10 protein-coding genes and 1 pseudogene are annotated in these 14,807 nt (G+C 69.0%); 5 read left to right on the plus strand and 6 right to left on the minus strand.

What is annotated here, in order from left to right; translation table 11 throughout:
• Positions 1 to 19 precede the first annotated feature (19 nt).
• Positions 20 to 1,099 carry an alpha/beta hydrolase-fold protein gene (locus AB0D94_RS14880; RefSeq protein ID WP_362051168.1) on the plus strand — a complete coding sequence of 360 codons (1,080 nt, stop codon included), beginning with the start codon at positions 20 to 22 and terminating at the stop codon, positions 1,097 to 1,099.
• Between the two features lie 132 nt (positions 1,100 to 1,231).
• Here AB0D94_RS14880 and AB0D94_RS14885 read toward each other — a convergent pair whose 3' ends face one another.
• On the minus strand, positions 1,232 to 2,893 hold the full coding sequence (locus AB0D94_RS14885; protein ID WP_362051170.1) for a peptidase M23: 1,662 nt from the start codon (positions 2,891 to 2,893) through the stop codon (positions 1,232 to 1,234).
• 159 nt (positions 2,894 to 3,052) lie between these two features.
• On the opposite strand from AB0D94_RS14885, the gene AB0D94_RS14890 reads away from it, so the two are divergent.
• Complete coding sequence (locus tag AB0D94_RS14890; protein ID WP_362051172.1) at positions 3,053 to 3,718, plus strand: cutinase family protein; 666 nt, start codon at positions 3,053 to 3,055, stop codon at positions 3,716 to 3,718.
• Here the strand turns inward: AB0D94_RS14890 and AB0D94_RS14895 are convergent, their stop codons facing one another.
• Together AB0D94_RS14895 and AB0D94_RS14900 are read right to left on the minus strand one after the other, a co-directional pair.
• Complete coding sequence (locus AB0D94_RS14895; protein WP_362051174.1) at positions 3,719 to 4,804, minus strand: BTAD domain-containing putative transcriptional regulator; 1,086 nt, start codon at positions 4,802 to 4,804, stop codon at positions 3,719 to 3,721.
• Between the two features lie 202 nt (positions 4,805 to 5,006).
• Positions 5,007 to 5,756: pseudogene (locus AB0D94_RS14900) on the minus strand (agmatine deiminase family protein); the annotation flags it as partial.
• On the opposite strand from AB0D94_RS14900, the gene AB0D94_RS14905 reads away from it, so the two are divergent.
• Together AB0D94_RS14905 and AB0D94_RS14910 are read left to right on the plus strand one after the other, a co-directional pair.
• Complete coding sequence (locus AB0D94_RS14905; protein ID WP_362051176.1) at positions 5,682 to 7,619, plus strand: ABC transporter substrate-binding protein; 1,938 nt, start codon at positions 5,682 to 5,684, stop codon at positions 7,617 to 7,619. The pseudogene AB0D94_RS14900 and the gene AB0D94_RS14905 sit on opposite strands and share 75 nt — an antisense overlap.
• 208 nt (positions 7,620 to 7,827) lie before the next feature.
• On the plus strand, positions 7,828 to 9,342 hold the full coding sequence (locus AB0D94_RS14910) for a DHA2 family efflux MFS transporter permease subunit (RefSeq protein WP_362051178.1): 1,515 nt from the start codon (positions 7,828 to 7,830) through the stop codon (positions 9,340 to 9,342).
• Between the two features lie 174 nt (positions 9,343 to 9,516).
• On the opposite strand, the gene AB0D94_RS14915 is transcribed toward AB0D94_RS14910, so the two are convergent.
• The 3 genes from AB0D94_RS14915 to AB0D94_RS14925 form a co-directional block, all read right to left on the minus strand.
• On the minus strand, positions 9,517 to 10,632 hold the full coding sequence (locus AB0D94_RS14915) for an AI-2E family transporter (RefSeq protein WP_362051180.1): 1,116 nt from the start codon (positions 10,630 to 10,632) through the stop codon (positions 9,517 to 9,519).
• Between the two features lie 150 nt (positions 10,633 to 10,782).
• Complete coding sequence (locus AB0D94_RS14920; RefSeq protein WP_362051182.1) at positions 10,783 to 12,291, minus strand: DUF4246 domain-containing protein; 1,509 nt, start codon at positions 12,289 to 12,291, stop codon at positions 10,783 to 10,785.
• Positions 12,292 to 12,403: 112 nt separating this feature from the next.
• On the minus strand, positions 12,404 to 12,781 hold the full coding sequence (locus tag AB0D94_RS14925; RefSeq protein ID WP_362051185.1) for an FKBP-type peptidyl-prolyl cis-trans isomerase: 378 nt from the start codon (positions 12,779 to 12,781) through the stop codon (positions 12,404 to 12,406).
• Between the two features lie 499 nt (positions 12,782 to 13,280).
• On the opposite strand from AB0D94_RS14925, the gene AB0D94_RS14930 reads away from it, so the two are divergent.
• Positions 13,281 to 14,654: a DUF5685 family protein gene (locus tag AB0D94_RS14930; protein WP_362051187.1), complete on the plus strand. Its 1,374-nt coding sequence runs from the start codon at positions 13,281 to 13,283 to the stop codon at positions 14,652 to 14,654.
• The last annotated feature ends 153 nt before the right edge of the window (positions 14,655 to 14,807 follow it).

Below are 14,807 nucleotides of genomic sequence, written 5' to 3' on the forward strand. Positions count from 1 at the left end.
CCTCACGAGGGGGAACGCTGTGACAAGGAGAGCGAACTGGTGGCGACTGGCGGTGGCGTGGATGGTCGCCGCCGTAGCCATGGTCGCGCCGGCGGGTTCGGTACAGGCCGCTGAGGGCGGCACCGCACCGCCACCGATGGCGAACGGGTTCGGCCTGACCCAGGTCGGCACGGCGACAGGAAGCGCCACCGACTTCTACCTGACGGTGACCACGCCCGAGGTCGCGGGCGAGCAGCACATCAAGATCATTCTGCCGAGCGGCTACTACGACGATCCGGGCAGGCGTTACCCGGTGATGTACTTCCTCCACGGGTCGCCCGACGACCCGATCCAGCAGAACTATCCGGCGCTGAGCATGTCGAACGAGATGATCACCGTCATCCCGGACGGCGGCGCCCGGAGCTGGTACGCCAACTGGCTCAACCAGAAGACGGTGCTCGGTGCCCAGAACTGGGAGAACTTCCACCTCAAGCAGGTGATTCCGTTCATCGACGCGAACCTGCGGACCATCGCCACCAAGAAGGCCCGGGCCATCGCCGGCATCTCCATGGGCGGGTTCGGGGCCTTCCACTACGCGCAGGCCCGTCCTGACCTGTTCGGCCAGACCGCGTCCCTGTCGGGGGACATCGACCTGTCGGCCAGGTCCATGGACCTGCGGATGGCCGTCGTCGCGTCCGTCACCGACGCGTTGGGCGCGGTGTGCGCCTCGGCATCCGGTTACTGCGACCCCAACGACTCCCCGTACAAGCCCGGTGTGGACAGTGACGCCCTGTTCGGGTCGCCCTACCCAGTGTTCAACGTCGACTGGCGGTGGAACGAGGTCGATCCGTCCCAGCACATGGACAGGCTCGCCGGAATCGGGGTCTCCATCTACACGGGCGACGGCGGCGGCTCGCCCGTCGACATGGAGTTCTGGGTCTCGGGCGCGGCCAAGAACGTCAAGGCCCGCATGGACGCCCTGGGCATGCCCTACTACTACGTCAACTACGGTGACGGTTCCGGCTGGGGCACCCAGTGCAACGGCGGCCACAACAGCGGCTGCTGGGAACAGGACCTGCGGGACCTGATTCCCAGGCTGGAAAGGGCCTTCGCCTCCTGACCGTCCCAGGTCTCGCCGAAGCACACGGAACACACCCTGCTGTGCAGCAGGGTGTGTTCCGTATCCGACGTCATACGCCCGGGTCCTCGTTCCCGGATGGGCCTCCGCGGTGGCGGATCCACATCGCGGCGATCAGTTGACCGCGGGACCGGAATCGTTCAGCCAGGCCCATTCCGACCAGGTGGTGAACCCGTTCTGCCACCGGTGATAGACGCCGGCGTGGCTGGTACCGAACACTTCGATGCGACCGTCGGCGTTGTTGCCCGCACCGATCCCGGTGCCACCGCCGCCGAAGGTCTCCCACTGCGAGTACGACGCGTTCGGGCCGGTCTGCCAGGCGTGGCTCGCGGTGTCGGCGTTGATCGCGAACACCTCGACCCGGCCGTCGACCGACCGCGAGGTGGTCAGCTCGGCGTTGGAGATCCCGCCGGTTCCCGTCCACGCCGACCACGAGCTCGGGCCGGTCTGCCAGCGGTGGAACACACCGGTGGCGTTGGAGGCGAACACCTCGAGCCTGCCGTCCTGGTTGTAGCTGACGGCGACCGCCTTTCCGCCGTCGCCGAAGTCGTCCCAGGCGGACCAGCCGCCATTGACGCCGGTCTGGTACAGGTGCTTGAACGTGGAATCCGACAGCGCGAACACCTCGAGTCGACCGTCAGGCGCGTTCTCCATGGCGAGACGCGCGTTGGCCGGGCCACCGCCGGTGCCGTCCCAGGGGGCCCAACTGCCACTGGGCGCGGTCTGCCAGCGGTGGAACACTCCGTCGGTGTTGGAGGCGAACACCTCGATGCGGCCGTCGGCGTTGGTGCCCGCCGCCACTCGGTACCCTCCGCCGCCGAAGTTCGCCCAGCCGGACCACCCCGCGCTGGGCCCGGTCTGCCACATGTGGTCGAAGGTGCTGTCCGACAGCGCGAACAGCTCCAGCCGGCCGTCCGCGTTGGACGCCACCGCCAGCTGCGCGTTGCGCGGACCGCCCGCGAACCGCCACTGCGACCAATCGCCGTTCACCTCGGTCTGCCACGCGTGGTACACGCCGTCGGCCCCGGCGGCGAAGGCTTCGAGGCGCCCGTCGGCGGACCGCCCGGAGACCACCCGACCCGAGGCGTACGGGTGCTTGGGACCGCCGCCCGTACCGGCCCACAGCGCGTTGGCTATGAGCTCCGCGTCGCCGGCCTGGACCTGGTACTTGTAGCGCAGGTCCTCGCGCGGCTTCTGGACGTTCCAGGCGACGTGGCCGATCTCGTAGTTGTTCCAGGAGCCGCCCTGGAACTGCTGCTCCATCGCGTCGAGGAAGGCGTTGGTGGCGTAGGTCGGGTTCAGCCGCTGCTCCCGGGTGCCCCACCAGTCCTGCTGCTGGAACAGACCGAGGCTGGTGTGGTCGACGGCCTGGGAGTAGTTGTTCATGCTGGTCTCGACGATGATGGTGGCGATGGAGATCGTCGCGGCCCTCGGGTTGAGCCCGCGGTCCTTCACCGCCTGCGTGACCATCCGGGCGCAGGACATCTTGTAGGCGTCCAGATGGCCGGCCATCGCCGCGTTCAGCTGCGGGTTGAGCTGGTCGGCCATGATGCCGTCGGTGGCCGACGGGCCGGCCGGATCGCAGGGCACGGTCGGAATGGCCAGCCCCTGCGGGCCGCTGAAGTACCGCGATACGCCGGAGCGTTCGTCGCCCGGGCCCGGAACGGGGTCCTGTTGGGCGACGGCGGCCGAGGTGGTCATCCCCATGACCAACGCCCAGAGGGCGGCCACCAAGGCCAGTCTGGTGAACACCCGGTATAAGCCGATTCTTTCCATCGTGTGCCTTTCCGTCGTGAACTCCGGTAGTCGGAGCGGCCGACAGTAGAAGGCACCGATGAAATGCCGATGGAATCGGTGCCCGTACGCGTTTCATCGGGATGTCATCGGCCTCTGCCAATGTCGTCACACGTAGGCCGAGCACATAGGAGGATCGAAATGCGAGCAAAGAGGATCACGGCCGCGTTGGCCGGACTTCTGCTGACAGCCGGGCTTTCAGTGGCACAGGGCTCCACGGCGCAAGCAGCGGCGACGGCTTCGTGCGAGGGCACGTACACGATCGTCGTGGGTGGCACGGGAAGCAAGTGGTACGACGACGGCTTCAGCGGCAACATTCAGCAGCACGTCGGATATCCCACGCAGATTCCCAACGGTGCGAGCGCCCGGGCCGGCGTCAATGAACTGAACCGGCTGGTCCGCGACCAACGCGCCGCGTGCCCGGGCCAGCACGTCAAGATGGGCGGGTATTCCCTGGGCGCCGCGGTGGTGCACATCTGGGTCACCGAGAACTGGCAGACGTTCGACAACGTCAACGCCGTTCTCATCGCGGACCCCAAGCGTCAGGGCAATCCCGGCGCCAACGGCGGATCCGTTCCGTTCGGCGGCATCATCGGCGCCCCGCTCGCCGGTGCCGACAGGTTCTACGGCAACGTGCCGGTCAAGACGATCTGCCACTGGGACTACGTCTGCGACGAGTCCGCCGGCATTTGGACCTACCCGGCCAACCACGTCAACAACTACCCCCACGACTTCAACATGGACCACCACAACGACAGCGCCAACGAGCAGTGGTACAACGGCGCCTGGTATCCCGCCTCCTGGTGATCACGGGCAGGTGGAGCGGCCGGCCGGAGGAGTGAGAGCGAGGCCGGCTTCGTCACCGCGCAGAATCATCTCGTGCGTCCGCCGCAGCATCCGACTGGGAGAAACGCCCAGTTCGTCGGCCAGGCTGCGGCGGGCGCGGCCGAACACGGTCAGCGCGTCGGCCTGGCGGCCGTTACGGTACAGAGCCCGCATCAGCATCGCGGCCACCGGTTCGTTCAGGGGGTTGGCCGCGGACAGGGCGAACAGCTCGGCGATTGCCTCCGAGTCCTGGCCCAGCCGCAGCTGCCACTCCAACTTCCGCTGCAGGATGGCGATCCTGCGCTCAGTGAGCCGCAGGCGCTCCAGTTCGGCGAGCGGCCCGGGCAGACCGGCGAGGGGCTCCCCGCGAAACAGTTCCAGCGCCTGGGCACACAGGCGGACCGCCTCGGTCGGTTCACCCGCTCGATCGGCCGTGCCCATGCCGGTGACCAGTTCCTCCATACGCGCGGCATCCACGTCGACCGCCCCGGGCACCAGCCGGTAGCCGTGCCGGGCGTGCTCGATGACCGAGTCCGGACTGCTCCCGATGCGCAGGGTCTTGCGCAATCGGTAGATGTACACCGGCACCACGTTCGCGACCGGGGACTCCATCCCCCATACGTCGTCGAGCAGTTCCTGCTGGCTGAGGGTCCGTCCCGCGCACAGCGCCAGCGCCGCCAGTACGGCTTGCTGGCGCAGGTGCCCCAGGTTCAGGGGCTGCCCGTCCTGCCATGCCTGCAGGGGTCCGAGCACGGAGATCCGTACCTTCGGGCCGGCCGCCCGGCCGGCGGCGGTCCGCGCTACCGGGCTCACCGACCGGGTGCGGGGGCCGCGTCCGGGTGCCACCAGGCCGCAGTCGAAGGCGTGGACGATGGCGGCTGCCCGGTCGCGCAGACCGAGCTTCACGAGGATCCGCGCGAGGTGTTCGGCCACGGAGACCTCGGGGAGGGCGAGGGCGGCGGCGATCTCGTCGTCCCGCAGGCCGCAGCCGACCGCGGAGAGCACCTTGAGCTCCTGATGCCCGAGCACGGTGGCGGTCGGGCGGTCGGTGGTGACGGTCGTCGGCATCGCTGCTCCCCGGGCTCCGGCCTGGTCGGTCTGACGGGCGCCGTCGACAAGGTAGTGGGGGGAGCGTCGGGCAAGGCATCCGGAACGATCCGGAGTGACACGCGCGACCGGGCCTCCTTCCGCACGGCCACTACGACGCCGGGCGCAGGGCTTTTCGCCGGTGGGGGGTGGACGCGCGCTGGGCGCTGGGCGCTGTGCGCGGTCAGGCGGCGGGCTTGCCGGGCTGGTCGTGGGTCGAGCAGTGGATGCCGCCGCCAGAGGGGCTCGTGTCGATCGCCACCGGCACGACGTCCCGCTTGGGGAAGTGCTCCTGCAGGACGGCGCGGGCCCGGTCGTCGGCCTTGCGGTCCCCGAACCTGGGCATGAAGACGGCATCGTTGGCGATGTAGAAGTTGGCGTAGGTCGACACGAAGTCGTCGCCCTCTCCCGTGATCCGGTTCAGGTCGGGCTGCGGAAGGTCGATGACCTCGAAGCGCCGGCCGCGGGCGTCCGTCGTCTTCGACAGGACGGACTTCGCCTGGTCGGCGTAGCGCGACCAGGAGTCCGCCGGGGTGCTGGGGTGCGCGCGGTCCAGCAGGACCACACCGGGCGCGGCGAAGCGCACCAGGCTGTCCACGTGGGCGTCCGTGATGTCCTCACCGCGTACGCCGGCCAGCCAGACCACCTTCTCGACGCCCAGGGTCTGCTTGAGTTCCGCCTCGATCGTGTCCCGGTTCTTGCCCCGGTTGCGGTTGTCGTTGACGATCGAGCTCTCGGTGATCAGCAGGGTGCCCTCGCCGTCGGGCTCGAAGGAACCGCCCTCGGCGACGAGGGGGGCCTGGACCCGGGGGATCCCGTACCTCTGGAGCAGGTCGCGGCCGACCACCCCGTCGTTCTTGTGCTCCTGCTTGTTGCCCCAGCCGTTGAAATTGAAGTCGACCCCGACGGCCTTGCCGTCCTGCTCGACGAAGACACGGCCTGCTCGGGCCCGCCCAAGGGCGACGGCGGCGGGGTCACCGACGTCAGCCTCTCCGCCTCCACGCCCCCGGCCCGCGGCGAGATCGACTCCTTCAGCTGGGCCGTCTACGCCGAGCCGCCCACCCTCGACTACACGATGGCCTTCGACTACCCGCAGGACACCATCCTGTCCAACGTGTGCGAGAGCCTGATGCGCTGGACGCCGTCGCTCACCACGGAGCCCGGCCTGGCCCGGAAGGCGGCCAACCCCGACCCCACCACCTGGGTCTACGACCTCCGCCCCGGCGTCCGCTTCCACGACGGCAAGGAGATGACCGCCGACGACGTCGTCTTCAGCCTGGGCCGGCAGATGGACCCCGACAACGCCGCCGCCTGGGCCCAGGTCTTCCAGAACGTCACCGCCGTCACCAAGCCCGGCCCGCTCCAGGTCACCGTCAAGCTCAAGAAGCCCGACTCCCAGTTCCCGCAGTACATGGCCACCGCCGCCGGCGTGGTCGCCTCCAAGGAGGGCGTCGAGGCAGCGGGCGAGGACTACGGCACCACCGGCGGCCTCGCCTGCACCGGCCCCTTCCGACTCGGCACCTGGAACAAGGGCCAGTCCATCGAACTGGACCGCTTCGACGGCTACTGGGGGACCGGGCCCAAGTCCAAGAAGGCCGTCTTCCGCGTCCTGACCGACCCCTCAGCCCGCACCAACGCCATGCTCAGCGGCGAGGTCGACGGCGGCTACCTCATCCCCACCGAGAGCTACGCCCGCCTGCGTGCCGGCGGCACCGGCACCCTCTACTTCGGCGAGGGCCTGAGCACGGTCAACGTCAACATCACCGACATGCAGGGGCCGCTCGGCGACGTCCGCGTCCGCCGCGCCCTGTCCCTCGCCCTCGACCGCACCGGATTCGTACAGGCCGGACTCGGCGGCGCGGGCACCGTCACCAACTCCCTCACCACCCGGGCCGCCTGGGCAGCCGCCCCCGAGCAGACGCTCAAGACCGCCTTCGACGGTCTCCCGCCCTCCGGCCAGGACATCGCAGGCCGAGATCGGCATCATCGAGGACCTGACGGTCGACACCGGGCCGCAGATGGCGGAAACGACGCTCACCGTCCGGAAACAGGAGACCTCCCCGCCGGAACCGGACACGCCACGGCACTTCCGGCCGGAGCCGATCCAGCCGTCGTACGGCAAACCGGCCCGGCTGGTGTGGGAGGGCCCGAACATCGGGTACCGGATCTGTCCGCCGCCCACCCGGCCGGCGTCGACGTCACCGGCAAGCGCGTCTGGGAATCCCACAAGCTGTTCGGGGCGACGACGTTCGTCCTGCAGGGCCTCGACAACAGCGACGAGTCCAAGCCGGTCAGGCACACCCTCACCACCACGGTGGTACCGGACCGCGGGCTGGAGTGGTACGTAACGATCGGCTCCTGGGTCTCACCCCAGTACGGCGGCTGGGAGCGTGACCATACCCTCATCGGCACCTGGCGGATCGAAGACGGTGACGAGAACGATCCCGAACTCACCCCCGACGCCCGCTTCCGGGTGTGGACCGGCGACACCGACCATCACAACCGGCAGATCATCAGCCGCGTCCACCCGATCTCCGCGCTGAGGAAACCGGGGCTGGCGATCCATCTCCCGCTCGGCGGAGGCGCCCGCGCGTTCTTCGAGTTCACCAACAAGAAGTTCGACGACAAGGGCTGGGGAGACCCCTGGGGAGGGCGCCTGGACCCGGCGAAGCAGGAGTACGCGGACTTCAACGACCGCATGCTGAGGCGATCCGCCCTCGACCTGGCCTGGCTCTTTCGCGTCGCGGCAGACGAGGACCCGCTCGTCAATCAGGATCTCCCCCGGCCACCGAGCTGATCACGGCCCATCGCGACCTCGGCGGGCCCGGCCGACCGGCGGCGTAGATCTCGGCGCCGGCCTGCTTCAGAGGGCACGTCCTGGCCGTTCCGGTTCGGCAAAATGGTTTGAGCTTCGGCGGCGGCACCGACAGGATCGGGGAATACCGATGAGTTCTTCCCGGCGCCGCAGTCTGTCAGTGTGACCGCTACGCGCGGAGGACACTCACATGACGGAAGGCACCATGCCCGCACCACACGAAACCCCCACCCCCTCGCCCGCCCGCGTCACCGCCGTGCTGCGGATTCTCGTGCTGTCCACGTTCGTCGTCCTCCTCAACGAGACGATCATGGTCAACGCGATCCCGCGGCTCATGCGCGAGTTCGACGTCACCGCAGCCGCCGCAGGGTGGCTGTCCACGGCCTTCATGCTCACCATGGCTGTCGTCATCCCGGTGACGGGGTGGTTCCTCCAGCGCGTGACGACCCGAACCGCCTTCAGCCTGGCCATGGCACTGTTCCTCGCCGGAACGGCCCTGGCCGCGGCCGCACCCGCCTTCCCCGTGCTGCTGGTCGCCCGGGTCATCCAGGCCGGCGGCACCGCCGTCATGGTGCCGCTGCTCATGACGACGCTGATGACCCTCGTACCCCCGCAGGACCGCGGCCGGGTCATGGGCAACATCACCCTCGTCATCTCCGTCGCACCCGCCCTCGGGCCCGCGGTCTCCGGCGTGCTGCTGCAGCTGGGGACATGGCGCCTGCTGTTCCTGGCCGTGCTGCCCATCGCCGGAGCCATGGCCATATTCGGCCGGCGCAAACTGGTCAACGTCGGCGAGCCGAAGGCCGCCCCCATCGACTGGATGTCCATTCCCCTGGCGGCAGTGGGCTTCGGCGCCCTGGTCTACGGCCTGAGCGGGCTCGGTGCCGAGAACGCGGCCCAGGCCCCCGTGCCCCCGGAGGCCACCACCCTGGCCGGCGCCGTGCTCGTAGGCCTGTTCGTATGGCGACAACTGGCCCTGCAGCGCTCCTCCACCCCGCTGCTGGACCTGCGCACCCTGACATTCCGGCACTTCTCCGTGGCGCTGGGCCTGATGTGCCTGTCCTTCATGGCGCTCATGGGTGCGTTCATCGTGCTGCCGATCTACCTGCAGGAGGTGTGCGGCCTGACCTCGCTGCAGACCGGGCTGCTCCTCATCCCCGGCGGCCTGACCATGGGCCTGCTCGGCCCGCAGGTCGGCAAGCTCTACGACCGACTCGGCGCACCACGCCTGGTCGTACCCGGAGCCGTCCTCACGGCGGTTTGCCTCGGGCTGTTCGCCCTCACGGGCGAGGAGACCTCGCCGTGGCTGGTGCTCGTCCTCCACGTGGCACTGAGTACCGGCATGGCGTTCGTCTTCACCCCCGTCTTCACCTCCGGCCTTTCCGTACTGCCGCCGCACCTCTACCCCCACGGCTCCGCCATCCTGGGCTCGCTGCAACAGGTCGCGGCCGCCGCGGGCACCGCCTTGGTGATCAGTGTCATGTCGGGCCGCGCCGCGTCGGCGGCGGCCGACGGCGCCGACGCCACCGGCGCCCTGGCCACGGGCATCCGCTGGGGATTCGGCGTCGGCGCCGTACTCGCGGCCGTGGCCGTGCTGGTCGCGCTACTGGTCCGCACCCCGCCCGCTCCGCAACAGCCCGCTGCGTCGGAGGCCCAGGACGAGGACGGCACCACGACGAACAAAGACGCCCACACGCCCGCCTGACGCCCTGGACGATCGGCCCGGTGCTCGCCGGACGAAGGGCGCAGGCTTCGACTGCGGCCCCGTGGTTCGTCCGGTAGCACACGGCGAACGGCGGTGTCGGCCCCGCCGGGGACGACCAGAGGCCACCCGCCTTCGGGCCCGCACAGCGGGACCGGCGGGTGGCCCGCCGTCGGGTCACGACGTGACGGGGACGGGGGTGTGGGCCTCGGCGGGCTCCGGTTCCGGCCTTTCGTCACGGAGCTGCTCACGCAGGTAGTTCCAGAACACCGCGATGAGCGCGGCCAACGGGACGGCGAGCAGACTGCCCACGATGCCGGCCAGGCTGCCGCCGAGCGTCACCGCCAGCAGGACGACGGCGGCGTGCAGGCCGAGTCCGCGACTCTGGATCATGGGCTGGAACACGTTTCCCTCCAACTGCTGGACCACGACGATGATCGCCAGAACGATCAGCGCGTCCGTGACGCCGTTCGACACGAGCGCGATGAGAACCGCGACCAAGCCGGCGAACAGGGCGCCCACGATCGGCACGAACGCCGAGACGAAGGTCAGCACTGCGAGGGGAAGGACCAGGGGGACGTCGAGGATCCACAGACCCAGGCCGATGAACACGGCGTCGAGGAGACCGACGAGGGCCTGGCTGCGCACGAACGTTCCCAGGGTGTCCCAGCTCCGCTCCGCCACGATCGGGACGTCGACGGCGAGTCGCCCGGGGAGCTGGCGGGTGAGCCACGGCACGAACCGGGGGCCGTCCTTCAGGAAGAAGAACATCAGGAAGAGGGCGAGGACGGCCGTGATCACGCCGTTGAACACCGTGCCCACGCCGGTCGCGACCGCGGTGACCATGCTGCCGATGCTGTTCTGGACGCGGGCCATCGCCGTGTCGAAGGCGCCGGAGATCTCGTCGTCGCCGATGTTCAGCGGCGGCCCGGCCGCCCACTCACGCAAGCGCTGGATTCCCTCGACCACGCCCTTGGAAAGCTCCCCGGACTGGGATGCGACGGGCACCGCGATGAGCGCGACGATGCCGGCGACGACCAGCATGAACGAGACGGTGACGACCCCTGCCGCCAACGCGGGAGGCCAGCCGTGCCGCCGCAGGAAACGAGCCGGCGGCCAGGTCAGGGTCGTGAGGAACAGCCCGACGACGAGCGGCCAGACGACCGACCACATACGACCCATGATCCACAGGGCCACCCCGGCTATCAGCAGGACCAACAACGACTCGGCGGACACGCGAGCCGCCGTGCGCAGAGCGGCGGCGGCTTTCGTGGAACTCAACGTGGCAGACATGGGCCCACCCTACGGACTCCGCACTCCGGCCCATTGCCGGGCACCGGCAGCAGATCCTCCGGCCCCGGACCAGGCCTGTCAGGGGATCCGCGCCATCGTCCGGGCCGACCGCACACCGCCCTGACCTGCACGTGTTCCGGATGAACGGGTTCAGTGCTCGCAGAGGGAAAATTCTCGTTCGTAGAGCTGCTCGTTGTGTTCGTCGACGAAGAACTTGCGTTCCTGCATGAGTTGTTCGCGGTAGTTCTTCGCCTGTTCGAGCGTCATGGTCGAGGTGTCGGACCATGGTTGTTGCGGTGGTACGTCGGATGTCGAGACGATCCTTTCCGACGGGTCGACCAGGAAGAACGCGAGAATCTTGCGATGTCCCGGGCGGGTGGTGTCCGTGAGGCGGAACGAGCCGACGCGGTGTTGCAGGATGTTCGGGAACGCCAGGCAGCGGCCCGCTGGGGTCGACGCCGATCCCAGTATCTGGTTCAGTGCGTCCTCGTCCTCCAGGCCGTAGACCTCACGCAGACCGTCGTCGTCGTTCTGTTCGTAGTTCGGGTCGTCGAGTGCCGCCCGGAAACTCAGCCGGCTTTCGGTGATGTTCTCGCTGTCCCAGTAGTAGATGCCGGTGGAGACGATCCGCTCGTTCATCATCCCCTCGACGTGCCAGGAACCACCGGGGTACTCGGGCTTGTCCGGGGTGAGGTGAATGGTGGCGAGCTTGACGATGACCTGGAGACGGCGACCGCGCAGGTCGACTCGCGCGGATGCATCGGGCAACTCGGGCGGGGTGAAGGCCGGGGCGTCCGGGACGACCGGGCGGCGGTTCTCCCACCAGTCGTCGTGGGCCTGTCCCCACGCGCGTCGGGCTTCCGCGTAGGCCTCGTCGTCGCTGTAGGAGGACTTGTTCGGATACTCCGGCTCCGAGTCGTACCACCCGTAAGGATCGGCCTCGATCCGCAGCGGCCGGGGGTGGCGCAGATCGGTGAGCACGTTCTCCAGCAGCGGGCGCATGCGCGCGAACAAGTCCGCCAGGGCGGAGACAAGTTCGCGGTGGGTCTCGGGGTGGACGTTGTTGATGTACGAACGGAAAGAGACATCGCCGTCGTCACTGACGTCGACATCCGTGGGAAGCCACTGGAACTTCTCCGAGAACTCGTACTTCGAGTAACGGTCCGTCGGATTCTGCCAGGCCCGCTCGGGCGCCCCGCTCACCTCTCTCACCAGGCAGAACAGTGAGGGATGGACCAGATCCAGTACCTGGCCGTCGGATCCGGGATGCCAGTCCTGTTCTGCTTCGGGCACCTGTTCCAGAACCTGAACCGCCTCGTGCAGCCGGGATCTGAGCTTGTCGTCGACCAGTGTGTCCGACTGCCATACCCCGTCGACGGCGGACACCTCGACGCCGTTTCGTCCGTCCCGCAGCGCGGCGTAATGCTCGAGTTCGGCGAGCACGTAACGAACCTGCGCTTCGGTGAGGCCCTGGGCGACCGCTTCCTGCGTCCACCGGGCGACGATGTCGGCATCGTTCATCTTGTCGAACCACCCCGCCTTCGCCCGTATGTGTGAGCTGCACTGCATCATCTCAAGTTCCCGCAGCGTTCGGGGTGTCGCGAATGCCAGGGAACGGGATGCGTGAAACGGCAGCGGGAAAGCAGACAGGCCAGTCAATTCTCTTGATCCTCCCAGGCGGTGTGCGGTGGCGGGAAGGATACTTCAGCGGACTGACACCCCAGCCGTGGCCCCCGTCATCGGGGCGGCCTGGGAGCGAATCACGCCCTCCTCAGACCACGGAGAGCAGGTCCACCACGAAGACGAGCGTGGAGCCCGCCGGGATCAACGGCGAGGGGGACTGGTTGCCGTAGCCGAGGCGCGGGGGAACGATGATCTCGCGCCGACCGCCGACCTTCATCCCCCTGAGTCCCCGGTCCCAGCCCTTGATGACCCTGCCACCACCCACGGCGAACTTGAACGGCTGGCCCCGGTCCCAGGAGGCGTCGAACTCCACTCCGGACTCGAAGGTGACCCCGACGTAGTGAACCCGCACAACCCTGCCCGGCTTCGCCTCGGGCCCGTCCCCGACGACGAGGTCGCGGATCGTCAGCTCCTGGGGAGCATCACCCTCGGGAAGTTCGATCTCGGGCTTCGTCAGTTCACTCATCGCAGCCTCTTTACTCTCCGCCGGAATCCCTAGTACGGACCAGCCGGGCGCACGGTCACTCCATGCAGTAGACGGTCACGCCACCGAGAACGCTGATCGACTGAAGTACATCAAACCCCACGGAGTGTCCCTCACCGGCGGTAGCCGGTGAGGGACGCGTCCTGCCCGACGCCGGCCCCGCACTGCGGGCGGAGGCTGCCTGCCGGATGATCGACCGGGGGTACGGGGGCTGCATCGTCGGCATCAGCAGACGCGCGGGGCCGACGATGTTCGGGAAGGCTGTTGCGCGGGCGTCCTGGTTGTTCGTCGCGCAACGACCTCGGACACTGTCGTACTCGTCTCCGCAGACACCCCTCGGAAGGAACCATCTAGGATGTCGGCCGCGTGTTGATGTCACGTGCGGTTGACGTCACGCCGCCGTGGCTCATGTGCAGTCTTGCGTCCGTGATCCGTCCGATTGGATGCGTCCGGGTAGCTGTTCCTACGGGGGAGAACTTCGGTGTTCGGAATCATCAGGCCATGCCGTCATCGCCTGGGCGAGGGCTTGCGTACCGAGTGGATGGCGCATCTGTGTGGGCTGTGCCTCGCTTTGCGCAGCGAGTACGGACAGTTCGCGAGGGTGGCCACGAACTACGATGGCCTGATCGTCTCGGTGCTGACCGAGGCGCAGTCGGAGCGTACCGGGGACTGGCGGCGGGGTGCCGGTCCGTGCCCGCTGCGCGGGATGCGGTCGGCGGACGTGGCGCAGGGTGAGGGTGCGCGGCTGGCGGCGACGGTGTCGCTGGTGCTGGCCGCGGCGAAGATACGTGACCATGTGGCCGACGGCGACGGCCTGGTGGGGCGCCGCCCGGTGGCGCTGGCGGCCCGCCGGATCGCCCACGGCTGGGACCGTGCGGGCGCCGCAGGCGGCGAACGACTCGGCTTCGACACCGCCGTGCTCATCGGGGCGGTCGAGCGCCAGCCGGAGGTCGAGCGGTCCACCGGCCCCGGTGGCTCGCTGCTGACGGTCACGGAGCCCACGGAGACGGCGACCGCAGCCGCCTTCGCGTACACCGCGGTGCTCACGGATCGCCCGGGCAACGTCGAACCGCTGGCGGAAGCCGGCCGTCTGTTCGGTCGGCTGGCGCATCTGCTGGACGCGGTGGAGGACCTGGCCGCAGACGAGGCATCAGGTGCGTGGAACCCGATCACCGTGACCGGCGCGGACCTCGCCGAGGTGCGCCGACTCTGCGACGACGCCGTCCATGGAATCCGACTCGCCCTGTCCGACGCCATGTTCGTCGACGGACGGCTGGTACGGGCACTTCTGGGTGGCGAGTTGGAGCGTGCCGTCGATCGCGTCTTCGAGCCTGGGCATCGTCGCCATCAGCACCGCCCCCGGGCGCGGGGCCTGCGCGTGCTGCCCTGGCTGGAACGCCCTACGGCGACGGAAGCGCCCTCGGGGACCGGTACCGGCACGGCCTGCGGCGTCGGGGCGCTTGCGGGCGCGGCCCCCGAGGGCGGGTCGATGGCGTCGGGCCGGCCGCCGGAGGGGCAGTGTCAGCGGTGTCGCGAGTGGCGCCAGTTGTGCGCCGATTGCAGGTTGTGCTTCAACTGCTGCCGCTGCAACGTCGATGACGGAGAACCCTGGCAGTTCGGCGACGGCAACCGCAACGGCAGTTCGAGCCGGGATGGTTCCGGCAGGGATGGTTCAGGGGGTGACGGCTGGTTCGGCGGCCATGGCGGAGGCAACTCGGGTGGCTTCTCTGGCGGTTCGGGCGGCGGTCGTGGCTCCGGTGGCTCCGGTGGCTCCGGTGGTGGCTCGGGTGACGGCTGCTCCGGTGGCGGTGGCTGCTGCAACCCGTGCAAGTGCTGCTGCGACTGCTGCGACTGAACGAAGGTGAGCCGCACCCGGTCCCGGCGGAGAACCGGGTGCGGGACTCTCTGGTGGAGTCCAGGTGTGCCTGCCGCTCACCGGCAGTGCCGAGCGGTGTCAGCGACCCCTGCGCACCTGGCGGTTATGCGGCGCTCCGTCGTCTTGCGGGCC

Origin of the sequence: Streptomyces sp. NPDC048255 (assembly GCF_040652415.1) — a bacterium.
GTDB lineage: Bacteria > Actinomycetota > Actinomycetes > Streptomycetales > Streptomycetaceae > Streptomyces.